Annotated in this window: 17 protein-coding genes; 9 read left to right on the forward strand and 8 right to left on the reverse strand. The window is 64.0% G+C overall.

Annotation, left to right across the window (positions count from 1 at the left end; genetic code table 11):
- A partial coding sequence (locus VIG90_RS12935; protein WP_331593936.1) for a nucleotidyltransferase family protein occupies positions 1-900 on the forward strand: 900 nt, incomplete at its 5' end.
- A 3-nt stretch (positions 901-903) separates the two neighbouring features.
- Here the strand turns inward: VIG90_RS12935 and VIG90_RS12940 are convergent.
- The 3 genes from VIG90_RS12940 to gph all read right to left on the reverse strand — a co-directional run bounded on the left by VIG90_RS12940 (position 904) and on the right by gph (position 3,088).
- Positions 904-1,836 (reverse strand): sigma-70 family RNA polymerase sigma factor, encoded by a 933-nt coding sequence (locus VIG90_RS12940; protein WP_331593937.1) that lies wholly within the window; start codon positions 1,834-1,836, stop codon positions 904-906.
- The gene (locus VIG90_RS12945) at positions 1,817-2,278 is read right to left on the reverse strand and encodes a carboxymuconolactone decarboxylase family protein (protein WP_331593938.1); all 462 of its coding nucleotides are present in this window, start codon (positions 2,276-2,278) and stop codon (positions 1,817-1,819) included. Before VIG90_RS12945 ends, VIG90_RS12940 begins: the two co-directional genes overlap by 20 nt.
- A gap of 114 nt (positions 2,279-2,392) precedes the next feature.
- A complete protein-coding gene (gene gph / locus VIG90_RS12950) occupies positions 2,393-3,088 on the reverse strand; it encodes a phosphoglycolate phosphatase (protein ID WP_331593939.1) in 696 nt (231 codons plus the stop codon).
- Between the two features lie 115 nt (positions 3,089-3,203).
- On the opposite strand from gph, the gene glmU reads away from it, so the two are divergent.
- A complete protein-coding gene (gene glmU / locus VIG90_RS12955) occupies positions 3,204-4,565 on the forward strand; it encodes a bifunctional UDP-N-acetylglucosamine diphosphorylase/glucosamine-1-phosphate N-acetyltransferase GlmU (protein WP_331593940.1) in 1,362 nt (453 codons plus the stop codon).
- Positions 4,566-4,574: 9 nt separating this feature from the next.
- Positions 4,575-6,398, forward strand: coding sequence for a glutamine--fructose-6-phosphate transaminase (isomerizing) (gene glmS, locus VIG90_RS12960; RefSeq protein WP_331593941.1), 1,824 nt, complete (start codon positions 4,575-4,577; stop codon positions 6,396-6,398).
- 101 nt (positions 6,399-6,499) lie between these two features.
- Here glmS and VIG90_RS12965 read toward each other — a convergent pair whose 3' ends face one another.
- Positions 6,500-8,518 carry a BCCT family transporter gene (locus VIG90_RS12965; protein ID WP_331593942.1) on the reverse strand — a complete coding sequence of 673 codons (2,019 nt, stop codon included), beginning with the start codon at positions 8,516-8,518 and terminating at the stop codon, positions 6,500-6,502.
- A 158-nt stretch (positions 8,519-8,676) separates the two neighbouring features.
- Positions 8,677-8,886: a DUF2905 domain-containing protein gene (locus VIG90_RS12970; RefSeq protein ID WP_331593943.1), complete on the reverse strand. Its 210-nt coding sequence runs from the start codon at positions 8,884-8,886 to the stop codon at positions 8,677-8,679.
- A gap of 114 nt (positions 8,887-9,000) precedes the next feature.
- Here VIG90_RS12970 and gor point away from each other — a divergent pair, with 114 nt between their 5' ends.
- The 3 genes from gor (at position 9,001) to VIG90_RS12985 (ending at position 12,957) form a co-directional block, all read left to right on the forward strand.
- Positions 9,001-10,341 (forward strand): glutathione-disulfide reductase, encoded by a 1,341-nt coding sequence (gene gor / locus VIG90_RS12975; protein ID WP_331593944.1) that lies wholly within the window; start codon positions 9,001-9,003, stop codon positions 10,339-10,341.
- A gap of 105 nt (positions 10,342-10,446) precedes the next feature.
- A complete protein-coding gene (locus VIG90_RS12980) occupies positions 10,447-11,829 on the forward strand; it encodes a class II 3-deoxy-7-phosphoheptulonate synthase (RefSeq protein ID WP_331593945.1) in 1,383 nt (460 codons plus the stop codon).
- A 57-nt stretch (positions 11,830-11,886) separates the two neighbouring features.
- Positions 11,887-12,957: a PAS domain-containing protein gene (locus VIG90_RS12985; RefSeq protein WP_331593946.1), complete on the forward strand. Its 1,071-nt coding sequence runs from the start codon at positions 11,887-11,889 to the stop codon at positions 12,955-12,957.
- An 8-nt stretch (positions 12,958-12,965) separates the two neighbouring features.
- On the opposite strand, the gene bfr is transcribed toward VIG90_RS12985, so the two are convergent.
- Both bfr and VIG90_RS12995 read right to left on the reverse strand, forming a co-directional pair.
- Positions 12,966-13,448: a bacterioferritin gene (gene bfr / locus VIG90_RS12990; RefSeq protein ID WP_331593947.1), complete on the reverse strand. Its 483-nt coding sequence runs from the start codon at positions 13,446-13,448 to the stop codon at positions 12,966-12,968.
- A gap of 169 nt (positions 13,449-13,617) precedes the next feature.
- Complete coding sequence (locus tag VIG90_RS12995; RefSeq protein ID WP_331593948.1) at positions 13,618-13,812, reverse strand: (2Fe-2S)-binding protein; 195 nt, start codon at positions 13,810-13,812, stop codon at positions 13,618-13,620.
- Between the two features lie 206 nt (positions 13,813-14,018).
- On the opposite strand from VIG90_RS12995, the gene VIG90_RS13000 reads away from it, so the two are divergent.
- Together VIG90_RS13000 and VIG90_RS13005 are read left to right on the forward strand one after the other, a co-directional pair.
- Complete coding sequence (locus tag VIG90_RS13000) at positions 14,019-15,344, forward strand: amidohydrolase (protein ID WP_331593949.1); 1,326 nt, start codon at positions 14,019-14,021, stop codon at positions 15,342-15,344.
- Between the two features lie 218 nt (positions 15,345-15,562).
- Positions 15,563-15,790: a DUF2061 domain-containing protein gene (locus tag VIG90_RS13005; protein WP_331593950.1), complete on the forward strand. Its 228-nt coding sequence runs from the start codon at positions 15,563-15,565 to the stop codon at positions 15,788-15,790.
- An 89-nt stretch (positions 15,791-15,879) separates the two neighbouring features.
- Here VIG90_RS13005 and VIG90_RS13010 read toward each other — a convergent pair whose 3' ends face one another.
- Positions 15,880-16,494 (reverse strand): (2Fe-2S)-binding protein, encoded by a 615-nt coding sequence (locus VIG90_RS13010; RefSeq protein ID WP_331593951.1) that lies wholly within the window; start codon positions 16,492-16,494, stop codon positions 15,880-15,882.
- A gap of 403 nt (positions 16,495-16,897) precedes the next feature.
- On the opposite strand from VIG90_RS13010, the gene coxB reads away from it, so the two are divergent.
- Positions 16,898-17,758: a cytochrome c oxidase subunit II gene (coxB, locus tag VIG90_RS13015; RefSeq protein ID WP_331593952.1), complete on the forward strand. Its 861-nt coding sequence runs from the start codon at positions 16,898-16,900 to the stop codon at positions 17,756-17,758.
- Positions 17,759-17,878 lie beyond the last annotated feature (120 nt).

Below are 17,878 nucleotides of genomic sequence, written 5' to 3' on the forward strand. Positions count from 1 at the left end.
GGGGTTGCCCGCAGCCATGTGGTTGCGGGGTGGGAAGCCCGGCAGGTGCTGGCGGCGCTGCGGTCGCTGAAATGCCCGGTCATCCTCCTCAAGGGGTCAGCCTATGCGCTGGCAGGGCTGGACGCCGGGCGCGGGCGCGCCGCCGGTGACCTCGATATCCTCATCCCCCGCTCATACCTGGGTGCGGCGGAAGTGGCGCTGCAGGACGCCGGGTGGAGCTACGTCCACACCGACCCGTATGATTTCCACTACTACCGTACATGGATGCACGAGCTGCCGCCGATGATCCATGACACCCGCGGTACGGAGCTGGACGTTCACCACACCATCCTGCCGCTGACGACGCGGGCGACGCCCGACGCGCAGGCGATGGTGCGCAATGCCCGGAAACTGCCGGGGCTGCCGCTCTCCATCCTCGCGCCCTCGGACATGGTGCTGCACAGCGCCGCCCACCTGTTCTATGATGGCGACCTGCTCAAGCCGCTGCGGAACCTGTGGGACATCCACGCTCTTGTGGGCGAGTTCGGTCAGGATGACGCCTTCTGGCCCGCCCTGGAGGCCCGCGCCCGCCATCACGGCCTGTCCCGCACGCTGGCCTACGCCCTGCGCTATGCCTGCCGCCTGTTCGGCACGGCGGTTCCGGAAGAGGTTCTGGCCCGCACAGCAAAGGCGCTGCCCGCCGGGCCGGTGCTGTGGCTGATGGACCGGCTGTTCCTCGCTGCCTTCAGCAATACGGGTGTTGCGGAGGCGGGACTGGCCGTGCGGGCTGCCCGCCTGCTGCTGCTGGTCCGCTCGCACTGGTTGAAGATGCCGCCGCTGCTGCTGGCGCGGCATCTCTGGACCAAGTGGCGGCGCACGGCTGTGTCCCGGCCCGATACGCGCCCGGCCACGCTTGCCTGAAGATCAGGTTCCCTGCGCAGCGGGCGCATCGGCAACGGCGGCCCAGAGCTTGGCCAGCTTGTCCGGATTCCGCACGATGTATACGTTGCTGATCTGCCCGGCCGCGATCTCGACCGCTTTCAGCTGACGGGTGCCATCCGCCTCCAGTGAGAGTTCCGCGGGCAGGCCGTTTGCGATGATGCGTCGGCTCCAGAGCGGCGGCGCGCTCCGCGGCTTGCGGGAAATGCCGATGAAGAAGCGGGCCACCTTGGCGGCGCTGTGAATGACGTTGAGCGCAGACGGCTTGCGGCCGCCGCCATCAGTGTGCAGCGTCGCGCCGTCGGCCAGCAGACGGCCGAGCGAGAGAGCATCGCCTGAGCGTGAGGCGGCGAAGAATGCCTCTGCAAGCGTCTCGCTTTCCTGCTTGTCGATTTCGAAGCGTGGGCGATCCGCCCGGATATGCTCCCGGGCGCGTCTGGCCAGCTGGCGGCACGTTGCCTCGCTGCGGCCGAGCGTTGCGGCAACCTCGGTATACTCCATCTCGAACACATCATGCAGGATGAAGGCGGCGCGCTCCAGCGGAGACAGTCTCTCAAGCGCCAGCATCAGGGCGAACGACACGTCCCGGGAGAGGGCTTCCTCCGGCAGGGTTGCAAGGGCCGGGTCTTCCAGCAGGGGCTCGGGCAGCCATGGGCCGACGTAAAGCTCCCGGTGGCGGCGGGCCTGCTTCAGCCGATCGAGGCACAGCCGGGTGACGACGGCGGAGAGGTAGGCGGAGGGCTGGCGGATCTCGTCCCGCACCGCCGTCTGCCAACGCATCCAGGCGTCCTGCAACACGTCTTCGGCGTCGCTGAAGGAGCCGAGCAGGCGATAGGCCAAGCCTGTCAGCCTGCCGCGTTCGGCTTCGAACGCGGCGGCGTGCTCACTCAGCCCGGTGTCATGCAGCTCGTGTTGCATAGTCGGCCGGGTGCTGGCTGCGGAAGCCGACGGCAAGCCGGTTCCAGATGTTGATGGTTCCGATAAGCAGGGTCAGCTTCACCGTCTCTTCCTCGCTGAAGTGCTTACGTAGCTCATCATAGACGGGATCGGGGGCCTGCGTCTTGGCGATCAGCGTCACGGCCTCGGTCCAGGCCAGCGCTGCCCGTTCGCGCGGGGTGTAGTAGGAGGATTCGCGCCAGGCCGGTAGGAGATGGAGACGCTCCTCGGTTTCGCCTCCGGCGCGGGCGTCGCGCGTGTGCATGTGCAGGCAATAGGCGCAGCCGTTGATCTGCGAAGCGCGGATCTTGACCAGTTCCATGAGGCTTGCCTCAAGGCCGCTGGCCTGCGTGGCAGCTTCCAGGGCGAGCATGGCCTGCATGATGTGCGGGGCGGCCTTGAAGGCGTCGAGACGGGCTTGCATCAGTCGATCTCCTGAACAAATCGGGTTTTCAGGAGATCAGACGAGGCAGCGCCCGCCTCTGTGACATGAACTGTGACTGGGGCCGAAGATTTTTTCAGACGGCCGCCGAAATGCTTACGCCGTCGCCCGCTCCCGCTGCACGGCGGTCAGCGCGTCCATGAGCTGATCATAGTGATCGATGAGGGCATCCGCGCCCAGCTCGTCGGCAGGAACGCTGGAGAAGCCGAAGCTCACAGCGACCACCGGCAGCCCGGCATCGCGGGCCGCGCCCACGTCGACGGCCGAGTCCCCCACCATCACGGTCTCGTGAGGATTGCCGCCCAGCCGCTCGACAACCGTGAGGATGTGCCGTCCGTCCGGCTTGCGGAAGGGCAGGCTGTCTCCCCCGATATTGACCGGGAAGAAGCGCTGCCAGCCCAGCGTCTCGATCAGGGCGTGGCTCAGGCCTTCCGGCTTGTTGGTGCAGATGCCGATCAAGACGCCTGCTTCCTGGAGCCGGGTAAGGGTTTGTTCAACTCCGGGAAAGGGTTGAGAGGCTACACACACGTTCTGGGCGTAATAATCCAGGAACGGTTGAAGGAGACTTTCCGCCTGTTCGGGCGTTCCGCCGCCGGTATGGGCAAGGCCGCGCTCGATCAGCTTGCGGGCGCCAAGCCCGACCATGTCGCGAACCTCGGCGACCGTCACCGAAGGGCGGCCGGCAAGGGCAAGGACATGGTTGGTTGCGGCGGTCAGATCTGGTCCGGTGTCGACAAGTGTTCCGTCGAGGTCGAAAACAACGCAGCGCGGCATATTATTAAGATCGCTCATGGTATGAGTTTCGTAGTCCTGGCGAGCAGAGCAATGAGTGGAAATGTGCAGCTTTGTGTGGCACACGCCGCACGGTCAGAGCAAGCTTGCCTGAGAATTTGAGGGGGATCCGCTTATGACGACGCGGCCGGTGGCCGTCATTATTCTCGCGGCCGGTAAAGGCACGCGAATGAAGTCGGACAAGCACAAGGTGCTTCATCCCATTGGCGGCCTGCCCATGGTGGGTCACGTGCTGAAATCTGCGCAGGCGCTGGGTGCCAGCCGCTCCGTGCTGGTGGTCGGCTCGCTGAAGGAGCAGGTGGAAGCCGCCTTCGGCGATCAGGCAGCCATTGCGTTGCAGGAGCCGCAGCTCGGCACGGCCCACGCCGTTCAGGCGGCGGAAGGGCAGCTGAAAGACTTCACTGGCGACATACTCATTCTCTATGGCGACGTGCCGCTGATCCGGCCCGAGACGCTGGGCACCATGCTGGAGCGGCTGAACACGCCGGTGAACGGCACGAGCCCGGCGTGCGTCGTGCTGGCGTTCCGCCCGGCTGATCCGGCCGCCTACGGCCGCATCGTCACCGATGGCGACGGCGTCATCCAGACCATGGTGGAGTTCAAGGACGCCACTCCCGAGCAGCGCGCCATCAACCTGTGCAACTCGGGCGTGATGGCCGTGAAATCGGAGCAGCTCTGGTCGCTGCTCTCGCGCGTCGACAACAACAACGCGGCGGGCGAGTACTATCTGCCCGACGTGGTCATGCTGGCGGGCAAGGACGGTCTGCCGTCCGTCGTCGTTGAAACCGGCGAGGACGAGGTGGCGGGCGTCAACTCCCGCGTCGAGCTGGCAGCCGTGGAAGCGGTGTTCCAGAATCGCCGCCGCCGCGAGTTCATGGTCGAGGGCGTGACGCTGATCGCACCGGAGACGGTGTACTTCAGCCACGATACCGAGATCGGCCGCGACGTGGTGATCGAGCCCCACGTGGTGTTCGGCCCCAAGGTGAAGGTGGAATCAGGCGCGAACATCCGCGCCTTCTCGCACCTTGAGGGGGCAACCGTGGCCTCGGGCTGCGAGGTCGGCCCCTATGCCCGCCTGCGCCCCGGCGCGGTGCTGAAGGCGAAGGCCAAGGTCGGCAATTTCGTCGAGATCAAGAAATCGGTGCTGGAGGCCGGTGCCAAGGTTAACCACCTGACCTATATCGGCGATGCGAGCATCGGCGAGCGGGCCAACGTGGGCGCGGGCACCATTACCTGCAATTATGACGGCTACTTCAAGTATCAGACACGCATCGGCGCGGGGGCCTTCATCGGCTCCAACTCGTCGCTGGTGGCACCGGTCAACATTGGCGACGGTGCGATCGTGGGTGCGGGGAGCGTGGTGACGAAGGACGTTCCTGCCGATGCACTGGCGGTGGCACGCGGCAATCAGGCCGAGAAACAGGGTTGGGCTGCACGGTTCCGTGCGGCCATGCAGACGAAGAAGAAGGCGGGGTAACAGGCGGCTATGTGCGGAATCATTGGTATCATCGGTCAGGAGCCGGTTGCGGATCGCCTTTTGGATGGTCTGCGTCGTCTTGAATATCGCGGGTATGACTCGGCGGGCATCTGCACCCTCGTGGACGGCGGGCTTCAGCGCTGCCGGGCCGAAGGCAAGCTGAAGAACCTGGAGCGGCGCCTGAACGAGGCTCCGCTGTCGGGCACGCTGGGCATCGCCCACACCCGCTGGGCGACCCACGGCGCACCGACCGTGCACAACGCCCACCCGCATGCGAGCCGCCACGTGGCGGTGGTGCACAACGGCATCATCGAGAACTTCAAGCAGCTCCGCCAGGAGCTGGTGGCAAGCGGCTGCGCTTTCGAGTCCGAAACCGACACGGAAGTGGTGGTGCACCTGATCTCCACCGAGCTGGAGAATGGCGCGACCCCGGCGGACGCCGTGCAGCGGACGCTGAAGCGCCTGCACGGCGCGTTTGCGCTGGCCATCATCTTCACCGGGCACGACAACCTGCTGATCGGCGCGCGCCGCGGCAGCCCGCTGGTGGTGGGTTACGGTGACGACGAGATGTACCTCGGCTCCGATGCCATTGCGCTGTCGGACCTGACCAGCCGCATCGCCTATCTGGATGAGGGCGACTGGGTGGTGCTGAGCCGCAATTCGATTCAGGTCTACAATGCCGACGACCAGCCGGTGGAGCGTGCCGTCACCATCTCCACGGTGACGGGCGGCCTGATCGACAAGGGCAACCACCGCCACTACATGCAGAAGGAAATCTACGAGCAGCCGACGGTGGTCGCGCAGACGCTCGGCACCTACATCAAGCCGCTGGAAGGCAAGGTGGTGCTGCCGGACCTGCCGTTCGACCTCGCCGACGTTCAGCGGGTCTCCATCATCGCCTGCGGCACCAGCTACTATGCAGGCATGGTCGGCAAGTACTGGCTGGAGCAGATGGCCCGCGTGCCGGTCGAGCTCGATATCGCCTCCGAGTTCCGCTATCGCGATCCGGTGCTGATGGACGGCGGCCTTGCCATCTTCATCTCCCAGTCCGGCGAGACGGCGGACACGCTGGCGGCCCTGCGTCACTGCAAGGAAAACGGCCAGCACACGGTTGCCATTGTCAACGTGCCGACCTCCAGCATGGCACGCGAGGCCGATGCCGTCCTGCCGACCCACGCCGGGCCGGAAATCGGCGTGGCCTCCACCAAGGCCTTTACCTGCCAGCTGGCGACGCTGTCTGCCTTCGCCGTTGCCATGGCTCAGGCCAAGGGCAAGATCGATGCGGAAAAGGAAGCGGCTCTGGTTCAGTGCCTGACCGAGATTCCGGCCTTCATGAACGAGGCTCTGGCGCACGACGAGGACATCGCCAAGCTGGCGCATTCCGTGGCCAAGGCGACGGACGTTCTCTACCTCGGCCGTGGTCCGGACTACCCGATCGCCATGGAAGGCGCTCTCAAGCTGAAGGAGATCAGCTACATCCACGCTGAAGGTTATGCCGCCGGCGAGATGAAGCACGGCCCGATCGCACTCATCGACGAGAGCGTGCCGGTGGTGGTTGTCGCCCCCTCCGGTCCGCTGTTTGAGAAGACCATTTCCAACATGCAGGAAGTGATCGCCCGCGGTGGTCAGGTCATTCTCATCTCCGACAAGGAGGGCCTTGCACACCACGGCACCGGTCTGATGGCCACCATTGAAATGCCGAAGGTAGAAGGCATCATCGCGCCGCTGGTCTACGCGGTGCCGGTGCAGCTGCTGGCCTACCACGTTGCCGTCGCCAAGGGCACGGACGTGGACCAGCCGCGCAACCTCGCCAAGTCGGTGACGGTGGAATAAGCGACACAAGCCGGGAGGCGGACCTCCGCTTCCCGCGCTTCCGTGCGAAAGGGCTGCTACCGTATGCGGGAGCAGCCCTTTTTCGTGGGAACTCCCCTCCGTCAGGCCCCGCCCTCCGGGGCGGCGGGTCCGGGCGAGGTGATATAGAGCGCCGCCTTGTCCGACTGGATGAGGGACAGATGCTGCTCATACTTGTCCAGAGCATCGCCGATGATCTGCTGCTGGGTGAAGCCCATGGTGTTGTAGCCCCGGCTGCCATCCGCGAAGAAGGTTTGCGCCTCCCACGCCTGCGGCCGTCGCTTCTCGGGACCGATCACTTCTGCAGCAGTGAGGGCAACGGTGTATTCCCTGACCGGCCGGATGCCGTAGAGGAAGTCCCGCGCCTCCGGCATGGCGGCAACCAGCGTGACCGTGCCATCTTCGCCGACCGTGACGCTGGCTTCCTGCCCGCTGCGATGCATTTCCTCGGCCACTTCGGCCAGGGCGGGCTGGACGGTGGTGGCCAGGAAGGTCCGCACTTCCGCTTCGGTCTGGTCCTGAATGAGGAACCGCAGCCGCTTGCGCCAAGGCACGTCGGCAGAGGGCCGGGCCGCCACATGGCGCTGCACGTCTTGACGGGCGAGGTCTGCCTGCATGCCGCGAAACAGGCCAATGACCAGAAAGATCATGACGATGGCAAAGGGCAGGGCCGCGATCAGCGTCATGGTCTGAAGGCCGGTCAGCCCGCCCGCCAGCAGCAGGACGCCCGCCGTGATTCCCTCCAGACTGCACCAGTAGATGCGCTGCCAGACCGGCGTGTCGGTTACCCCGCCCGAGGAGATGGTATCGACCACCAGCGAGCCGGAATCGGCCGAGGTGACGAAGAAGACCGCCACCAGCATCACGGCCAGCGTCGAGGTGACAACGTCAAAGGGCAGGTACTCCAGAAACCGGAACAGAGCCGTTGAGATGTCCTCGGCGACGGCTGCCGAGACGCCGCCCATGGCCGCGCCCATGTCGAGCGAGATGGCCGTGTTGCCGAACACAGTCATCCACAGGAAGGTCATAGCGGACGGGACGAGCAGGACGCCAGTGGCGAACTCCCGGATGGTGCGCCCGCGCGAGATTCGGGCAATGAACATGCCGACGAAGGGCGACCAGGCAATCCACCAGGCCCAGTAGAACAGGGTCCAGTTGGCCATCCAGCCTCGGGGTTCATAGGCATAGAGGTTGAAGGTGCGCGCGGCAAAATTGTGCAGGTAATTGCCGATGTTCTGGGTGAAGGCCTTCAGGATGAAGCCGGTTGGTCCAATGACCAGAATGAAGGTCATCAGCAGAAGTGCGATGATCAGGTTGGCTTCGGACAGGCGCTTGACGCCCTTATCGAGGCCGCTGACCACGGAAAGCGTGGCCATGCTGATGACGACGGCGATGAGCAGCAGCTGAAACCAGACTGTTTGCGGCGCATTCAGCAGGTAGCCGAGCCCTGCATCGATCTGGAGCACGCCAAAGCCAAGAGACGTAGCGATGCCGAAAACGGTGCTGACCACCGCGAAGATATCCACCGCATCGCCCAGCCGGCCGTAGATGCGATTCCCGATCAGCGGGTACAGTCCGGAGCGGATGGTGAGCGGCAGGTGATAGCGGAAGGAAAAGTACGCCAGCGACAGGCCGACGACGGCATAGACGGCCCAGGCGTGAATGCCCCAGTGGAAGAACGTGATGACCATGGCCTCGCGGGCGGCCTGGATGCTGTGTGGATCTGCCTCCGGAGGGCTGGAGAAGTGCTGGATCGGCTCGGCCACCGCGAAGAACATGAGGCCGATGCCCATGCCTGCGGCAAACAGCATGGCGATCCAGGAGAAGTAACTGTAATCCGGCGTGGAATCATCCGGCCCCAGCCGGATCTGGCCGTAACGGCTGAAGGCCAGCACCAGAACCGAAATCAGGAAGCCTGCAACGGCAAGGATGTAGAACCAGCCGAGGCTGGAGGCGATCCAGTTCTGAATGGCACCGAAGAATTGCTCGGCCCGCTCGGGCGCGCCGGCGCCGATGATGAGCAACAGCGCAATGACCGCACTCGAGCCCCAGAAGACGAGCGGGTTCCGTGTGGTGCCTGTCGGTGCTTCTGCGTTGTCCATGGCATGATGCTCCTTGCGGCCGGCGACCCTCATCCCCCGCCCCTCGCTCCTGGGCGGACAGGCGTGCCGGACGGGGCACCCCCTGACAATCGTGAAAGGCGTACCCTTAAAATGTTTCTACGGACAAAAAGGCCGCAAGTTCAGTCATGCGGTGCTGTTCAGCCGCGCCAGCGGCTGAATAGATACAGAGCCAGGCTCAGCACCACGCTGAGGACGAGGCTGGTGACGATGGGGACGTAGACGCGGGTATTGCCCCGCTCCCACATGATGTCTCCGGGTAGTCGACCCAGCCCCAGTTTGGCGACCAGCGGCCAGGCAATGCCCAGCACCACCAGCACAATTCCGGCAATGACCAGAAATCGGCCCATTGTCTCCTCCTGCTCTTCACGAGCAATTCGAACGGACTAATCGGGACTTTGCGTTTGCTTCTGCGGGCCGGGCATCTTACCTCAACCAGACGGTGGATAGGCAGGAAGTACGCAATGTCCCAGTTTGATTACGATCTTTTCGTTATCGGTGCCGGTTCGGGCGGCGTGCGCGCGGCGCGTATCGCAGGCGCGCATGGCGCCAAGGTGGCAATCGCTGAAGAGTATCGGGTCGGCGGCACCTGCGTGATTCGCGGCTGCGTGCCGAAGAAGCTGTTCGTCTATGCCTCCCACCTTGCCGAAGAGCTTGAAGACGCGGCCGGCTTTGGCTGGACCGTGGACGGGGCGCGCTTCGACTGGCCGACCCTGCGGGACAATGTTCAAAAGGAAGTTTCCCGCCTTCAGGGGTTGTACGGCAACACGCTCGGCAATGCCGGTGTCACGGTTTACAACGCGCGGGCCACGTTCGTGGACAAGCACACGCTGGACGTGGGCGGCCAGCAGGTTACGGCGCGCAAGATCCTGATCGCAACCGGCGCCGTGCCGGTGGTGCCGGACTTCCCCGGCGCGGAGCTGGGCTTCACCTCCAACGAGGCGTTCAACCTGCCGGAGTTGCCCAAGCGCATCCTCGTCTATGGCGGCGGTTACATTGCCACCGAGTTTGCGGGCATCTTCCATGGCCTTGGCGTCGAGGTGACGCAGGCGTTCCGTGCGCCCACCATCCTGCGCGGCTGGGATGAGGAACTGCGCACCAAGCTGCAGGACCTCTACACCCAGAAGGGCATCCACATGCGCGGCGGCGCCTCCATTGTCCGGCTGGACAAAGACGGCGACGTGATCCGCGCCACCATGACCGATGGCGAGGTGCTGGAGACGGACGCGGTGATGTACGCTATCGGCCGCCGGCCCAACGTGGATGGGCTTGGTCTGGACCATACGAGCGTCAAGACCGCGAAGAATGGCGCCATCGTCGTGAGCGCTGATTCGCAGACCAGCTGCTCCCACATCTATGCCGTGGGCGACGTGACCGACCGGATTCAGCTCACGCCCGTTGCAATCAAGGAAGGTCATGCGTTTTCTGATACAGTGTTCGGCAGCAAGCACTGGACGGCGGACCACCGGCTGGTACCCTCGGCGGTGTTCAGCCAGCCGCCGCTGGCGAGCGTCGGACTCGATGAAGATACTGCCCGTTCTGAGGGGCATGAAATACGAGTCTTCCGTTCGGAGTTCCGTCCGATGAAGTTTACTCTTGCCGGACGGCAGGAGCGGACGCTGTGCAAGCTGGTTGTGGACACCGCCACGGACAAGGTGCTGGGTGCGCACATGCTGGGGCCGGATGCGCCTGAAATCATTCAGGCGGTTGCCATTGCGGTGAAGCTGGGCGCGACCAAGGCCCAGTTCGATCAAACTGTCGCAGTCCACCCGACAGCGGCCGAAGAATTTGTGCTCATGCGTTGAGTCTTGCTATCTGCGAACGAGCAACGCATTAACGGAAAGTCCGGAGAGCCGGATCTGTAAGAATATTGCCCGGCGTTGCGGGCGGAAGGAAGAGAGAGGTGCATCATGGCTGAGATGGGAACGTCCACCCTCTGGACCCCGGACAGCTGGCGGAGCTTTGAAGGCCGCCAGATGCCAGTCTATACGGATGCCGGGGCGCTCGCTTCGGTGGAGACTGAACTCCAGTCCTATCCGCCGCTGGTGTTTGCGGGAGAAGCGCGCCGCCTGAAGGATGAGCTGGGCGAGGTCGCCTCCGGCCGTGCTTTTCTGCTCCAGGGCGGCGACTGCGCGGAAAGCTTCGCCGAGTTCCACCCGAACAACATCCGCGACACGTTCCGCGTGCTGCTGCAGATGGCGGTGGTGCTGACCTTTGCCGGTCGCATGCCGGTGGTGAAGGTGGGCCGCATGGCCGGCCAGTTCGCCAAGCCGCGCTCCGAACCGAACGAGACGATTGGCGGCGTCAGTCTGCCGAGCTACCGCGGCGACATCGTCAACGACATCAACTTCAATCCGGAGTCGCGTGAGCCGGACCCGAAGCGCATGCTGCGCGCCTACATGCAGGCGGCCGCCACGCTGAACCTGCTGCGCGCCTTTGCTCAGGGCGGCTATGCCAACCTGCATCAGGTGCACAAGTGGACGCTGGACTTCGTGGGCTCGTCCGCCGTCACCCGCCGCTACCGCGAACTGGCGGATCGCATCGGCGAGGCGCTGAGCTTCATGGAAGCCTGCGGCATCAATCCGGAAACCGCACCGCAGCTGCGCGGCACCGAGTTCTACACCAGCCACGAGGCGCTGCTGCTGGGCTACGAGCAGGCCATGACCCGTCAGGATTCGCTGACCGGCCAGTGGTATGACACCTCGGCGCACATGCTGTGGATTGGCGACCGCACCCGCTTCCCGGGCTCCGCGCACGTGGAGTTCCTGCGCGGCATCGGCAACCCGATCGGCATGAAGGTCGGCCCGTCGCTGGACGCTGACACGCTGCTGCGCCTGCTCGACACGCTGAACCCGAACAACGAGCCGGGCCGCCTGACGCTCATCGCCCGTTACGGCGCTGAGAAGATTGAGGCGCACCTGCCGCAGCTGGTCCGCGCGGTGAAGAAGGAAGGCCGCAGTGTCGTCTGGTCGTGCGACCCGATGCACGGCAACACCATCAAGACCGGCACTGGCTATAAGACCCGGCCGTTCGACCGGATCATGACGGAAGTGCGCTCGTTCTTCGCCATCCACCGGGCCGAAGGCACGCACGCAGGCGGCATCCATGCGGAAATGACCGGCCAGAACGTGACCGAATGCACCGGCGGCGCCGTTGCCATTACGGACGAGACCTTGGCCGACCGTTACCACACCCACTGCGATCCGCGCCTGAACGCGGCGCAGGCTCTGGAGCTGGCCTTCCTCATTGCCGAAGGGCTGCAGCAGGAACTGGCCAGCCGCGAAGCCGCCTGATTCGTGAATCGGGGAGGCCCACCCACCCCGGGGCCCGCTCCGGGGGGCGGTGTGTCCATGCAGGTTCTGCTCCGTTCTCTCAGCGTGCCCGTGCTGTCGCTGGAGAGGGGAGGGGACCGCCGGGTCCGCCTTCGAGCGCTGAACGATGAAGCCTGCTCGGTGTTTTCCATTGAAGCGGCGGCCGTCACCGGTCTGCCGCTTCATGACTTTCTACCGCCCGGGCTGGCTGATGCCCTGACGGCCGCAACGGAACAGGCCCTCTCTGTGCAGGCGGATGTGGTGCTTGAGCACACGGTGCCGGGCCGTTGCCTGCGCCTGACGGTGCGGTGCCTTGAACAGGCTGTCCACGCCGAGGGAGCCTGCGTCCCTCAGGTGGTCTGCACGGTCGCCGCCATGCGACAGGCGGAGACGCCGGAAGACGCAACGCTGGAGGATGGCGTCCGGCGGCTTCGGTTGCGCCTGCTGGACCGAATCATCGCCCGGGGCGGACATGCCCTTGGCAACTACCTCCAGCCGATCCTGACCTTTTCCCGCTACGCCATGGGAGAGCTGCCGAGCGCCACGCGCGATTCGTACCTCGGTTATGTTCTTGAGGCGGGGGAGCACATCCAGAGCCTGATCACGGTGACGCGGATCGTGGCGCGCGCAGGGGCGGCCGCAACCTCCGACTGGTCGGAAGTTTCCATCAATCACCTGATCGAAGACCTCGAGGACGTGGGTCCGATGCTCTTGCCGCTGGATGTTTCCGGCAGAGCCGTCATTGATGCGCCCGGAGCGAGGGTCGACACTTGTCGGGGGGATCTGATGCTGGTGCTGCTGAACCTCATCCTCAACGCGGCGGATTCCATCGTGCGCAAAGGCGAGATCGTGCTGCGCGCAAGCCGGGGAGATTATGCAGACCGGCTGATGCGGGCGAATCCTGACGCCAGGTCATGCGTGCGCATTGATGTGGAAAGTCGGGGGGCGCGGCAGGATGCCAAGGGGGGCGAAGCGGATTGTGATGTCATGCTCCGCCTGATTGACCGCTGCGGTGGCGGCTTCACCTTTCTCCACGCCTCTCCGGAAGAGATGCAGATGAGCATCTTTCTGCCGGAGAGGGCGGATGGCGGCGCAACCGCCGCCGAATAAGCCGCTGCTTACTGTTCGTCGGCGGCTTTCATCTGCTTCTGGAGGTAGTTCTCCAGACCCACGGTCTTGATGAGGGTGAGCTGGGTTTCGATGAAATCCACATGCTCTTCCTCGGACTCGAGAATCTGCTCCAGCAACTCGCGGCTCACGTAATCCTTCACGGATTCGCAGTAGGCGATGGCTTCGCGCAGGTCGAGCATCGCTTCCATCTCGAGTGCATGGTCTGCCTCGAGCAGCTCGGGAACGGTCTCGCCGATGCGCAGGCGATTGAGCGACTGAAGGTTCGGCAGGCCATCGAGGAACAGGATGCGCTTGGTCAGCGAATCCGCGTGCTTCATCTCGTCGATGGATTCCTTGTACTCGTAGTCGCCCAGACGATCGAGGCCCCAGTTCTGCAGCATGCGGGCATGAAGGAAATACTGGTTGACGGCCGTCAGCTCGTTCTTGAGGATCTTGTTCAGGTGCTTGATGACCTCGGGGTCGCCCTTCATCGCCAACTCCTTGATTACAATTCGGCCGATCCGGCCTGGGGATAGGGGGAATATAGAGCGCTACTCTATCACCAAAGGGTGGCGAAGGAGAGTGCAAATCCGGGCACGACGAAACCCAGCCGCCGGAAGCCCCAGCGACTGGGAAATCTGTGCAGTTTAAAGGCCGGGCTTACTCGGCCGGCCAGGTGGGCTGGCCCACCTTGTGCTCCTCACTAATAACTGACTTTGCAAAGCTGGCGCATTGCCCGCATTCGATCCGACAGCCGAGGTGCGCGTAAACCGCGTTTGGCCGCTGTTCCCCGGACATGCGCGCAGCAGTCCGAACGTCCGATTCTCTCAAGCCATTGCAAATGCAAACGTACATGTGCCGAACTCACGGAGCCAGTTTAACGGTCTACCTTGAGGTAACTAATTTTGCGAATGAGTGTCAACTGGCTTTTCGATGATTGCGGCGAAGCGTTGGGGGGGGCAGGACATCGTTGCCGTAAGGAAACCGGTTGCATCCGGCCCGGTTCGAGATTTGACTGGGTCAAAGACCTGGTTTTGCACTTACATCTCAGGGGACTGTCCATGCGTCTTCTCGTTTCCGGCCTTGCCATGCTGCTTGCCGCAGCGCCGGCATACGCCCAGTCCGGCGCTGATCCGCTGCGCGCGGCAATCACGGCCGATCTGCCTTACGTCCAGACTCTCTATGTCGATCTGCACAAATCGCCTGAGTTGTCCTTTCAGGAGGCCAAGTCCGCGGCGCGCATGGCGGCGGAGCTGAAGAAGGCGGGTTTCAAGGACGTGACCACCGGCGTTGGCGGCCACGGTGTCGTCGGTGTGCTGAAGAACGGGGAGGGGCCGACGCTCCTCATCCGCGCGGACATGGATGCCCTGCCGGTGAAGGAGCAGACGGGCCTGCCCTATGCCTCGACGGTGGTGACGAAAGACGAAACCGGTGCGGATGTGCCGGTCATGCACGCCTGCGGCCATGACATCCACATGAGCGCCTGGGTTGGTACCGCCCGCCGGCTGGTTGCGCTGAAGGATCAGTGGCGCGGTACGCTGGTGATGATCGCCCAGCCTGCCGAGGAGCGGGGCGGCGGGGCCAAGGCCATGCTGGAGGACGGGCTTTATGCCAGGTTCCCCAAGCCGACGCATGTGGTGGCGCTGCACGTCAACGCGGCCATTCCGGCCGGGTCTGTCGGCGTCCATTCGGGCTATGCCATGGCCAACGTCGATTCGGTGGACGTGACCGTGCGCGGCGTTGGCGGGCATGGTGCCTACCCGCACACCACCAAGGACCCGGTCGTGCTGGCGGCGCATATCGTGACGGCGCTTCAGACGCTTGTGAGCCGTAACAACAACCCGGCCGAGCCGGCGGTGGTGACGGTGGGCTCGATCCACGGCGGCACCAAGCACAACATCATCCCCGATACGGTGAAGCTGCAGCTGACCGTGCGATCTTACGGGGACGATGTGCGGGAATCGCTGCTCTCCGGCATCAAGCGGATCGCGGAGGGGCAGGCAGCGGCTTTCGGTGTGCCGCAGGAGCTTTGGCCGGTTGTGGAGATCAAGAACGAGTACACGCCGTCCACCTTCAACACCGATACGCTGTCCGGCCAGCTTCAGGGCGTGTTCAAGGCGCGATTCGGCGAGGACCGGGTGGTGGAGACCAAGCCCGCCATGGGCGGCGAGGACTTCTCCCGTTATTATCGGGAGGACCGCTCGCTCGAGAGCACGCTGTTCTGGCTGGGCGCGGTGAAGCAGTCCACCTGGGACGAGGCGCAGAAGAGCGGCAAACCCCTGCCGTCACTCCACTCTCCCTTCTTCGCGCCCGATCCGCAGCCGACGCTGGCCACCGGCATCGAGGCAATGACATCGGCAGCGCTGTCGGTCCTTGGCGGCAAGTGAGCTGACGGCCAGAACGGCATGGGTTTTTCGAGGGGGCGGCCCGGAAGGGTCGCCCATTTTCGTCACCCGGCCGGGCGATCGAAGGCCCGTTTGTCGAGTTTGCGACGAGCTGAAGGGCGAAAACCATCGGCCTTAATTGAAACTAATTCTTAATTACAGTATATAGAGTCGGTCAGCCACTGAGTGGCCCCACGCCCACATCGCCCCGTGGAGTTTGTATGAAGCGTGACCTTGCCAAGACCCTGAGCTTTCTGACCCTGCACTTCATCGTGGGCTTCTCCGTGGCGTATGCATTTACCGGCGAGGTTGGCATCTCCAGCGCCATCGCCGTTGTCGAGCCGATGGCCAACGCCGTGGTGTTCTTCTTCCACGAGCGCGTCTGGCGGCGCGCCGGCGAGCGGACACGCTCCAGCGATTCGCCCTCCGGGCTCGCATTTCACTGTTAGGGCGCGCGGAAGCAGGGGGCACAAGCAGTCAGCGAAGGCGGCCAGCCGGATGATCCGGCACAACGGGCCGCCTTGTTTCTTCCCGGCAGTTACTTCTTCTTGGGTGCTGCGGGCTTTGCGGCTTCCGGCTTCGCTGCTTCCGGTTTCGCTGCGGCGGGCTTGGCAGCGGCGGCACCGTCCTGAGGCGCAGGTGCAGGGGCCGGCTCGGGTTCGGCGAACGGATTGGAGGCTTCAAGCGCCTTCAGTGCGGCGATCTTGGTGATCTCGGCCGCCCGCAGGATGGCCTTTTCCACCCGGGGATAGGTTCCGCACCGGCACAGATTGGTCATGTGCTTGGCGATGTCCTCCCGCGTCGGCTCCGGGATCTCCTGAAGCAGGGCGGCGGCGGCCATGAGCATGCCGGACTGGCAGTAGCCGCACTGCGGCACCTGATTCTCGATCCAGGCTTCCTGCAGCGGGTGTTTCCGGTCGGCCGAGAGCCCCTCGATCGTCATGACGCGCGCGTCTTCGATCGATCCGATCGGCGTCTGGCAGGCGCGGGTCGCCACGCCTTCCACCTGCACGGTGCAGGCGCCGCACAGCCCGGCTCCGCAGCCGTACTTCGTGCCGGTCAGATTCGCGACATCGCGCAGCACCCAGAGAAGCGGCATCTCCGGATCGACTTCAAATTCGGTCAGACGCCCATTCAGGACAATTTTGGGCATGGCTTCCTCAATCGATTGCCTGCTTTTAAAAGCATATTCACGGCGCAGGCGGAAGGCTTGGCTGCAGGAAAGCGCCTGTATCGGCAGAGATCCGGCTCGGCCGCAAACCCGGCGCGAGGACTGGTGGCATAATTAAGGCACAGTTTGGAACAGCACTGCCCCAAACGGCCTCCATAGAATTAAACAGGTTCCAGACAATCAGATTGCGGGCAGCCCGCGTGCAGACCGCGAGACGGTTAAGTTCCGGTGCGGACGCTGATTTCCGTGATTCTGCCACAAACCGCCGCTGACCGCCTTGATTTCCGTCAATGCGTCACCTTGGCCGCTTGTCGGGACAGAATCTCGCCCCTATAACGCGGGCGATTATGGCCGCCTTTCGGCGGTAAGTAATGGCGGGGTCACAATGAGAAAGATCACTAGCACGGTTCAGATGCTGGTAGCGGGGGCGGCGCTGTGGGCGGCCACTGCGCAGACCGCATCAGCGAACCCGGCCGGTCACCCGATTGAGAAGGGCCTCGGGCTTCAAGCGCCCGTGACCGAAGTCGGTGAGTTCGGCAACTGGATGTACAACGACTGGCTGCTGCCGATCATCGTTGGTATTACGCTGTTCGTAACCGTTCTTCTGGCGTGGGTTATCGTCCGGTACCGCGCTGGCGCGAATCCTGAGCCGTCCAAGACGTCGCACAACACTCTGATCGAAGTGATCTGGACCGTTGTGCCAGTGCTCATCCTGGTTGCGATTGCTATTCCTTCCTTCAAGCTGCTCTACTCCCAGTACACCCCGCCGAAGGCGGACCTGACCCTGAAGGTCACCGGTCACCAGTGGTACTGGTCTTATGAGTACATGGATCAGGACGGCCTGTCGTTCGACGCAGTGATGCTGAGCGACGACGAGGCAAAGGCAGCCAACCTGCCGCGCCTGCTGGCCACCGACAACCGCGTGGTCGTTCCGGTCGGCAAGACCGTGAAGCTGCTCATCACCGCTTCCGACGTGATCCACTCTTGGACCATTCCGTCCTTCTTCGTGAAGATGGACGCCGTTCCGGGCCGTATCAACGAAGCCTGGTTCAAGGCTGAGAAGCCCGGCATCTACTACGGCCAGTGCTCTGAACTGTGCGGCATCCGCCACGGCTTCATGCCGATCATGGTTGAAGTCGTGACCGAAGAGCAGTTCGCCGCGTGGCTGGAAGAGGCCAAGACCAAGTTCGCCTCCGCCGCTGCCACCGAGCAGTATGCTTCAGCCGACGTGATCGTGCGGCAGTAAGTTCGAGACACGGAGTACATGATGGCTAACGCCGCAGCACACGCTCACGACGAGCACGCGCACGATCACCCGACCGGGTGGCGTCGCTGGCTGATGTCCACCAACCACAAGGACATCGGC

It is taken from the genome of Pedomonas sp. (genome assembly GCF_036515995.1).
In the GTDB taxonomy this organism is placed as follows: Bacteria; Pseudomonadota; Alphaproteobacteria; order Sphingomonadales; family Sphingomonadaceae; genus Pedomonas.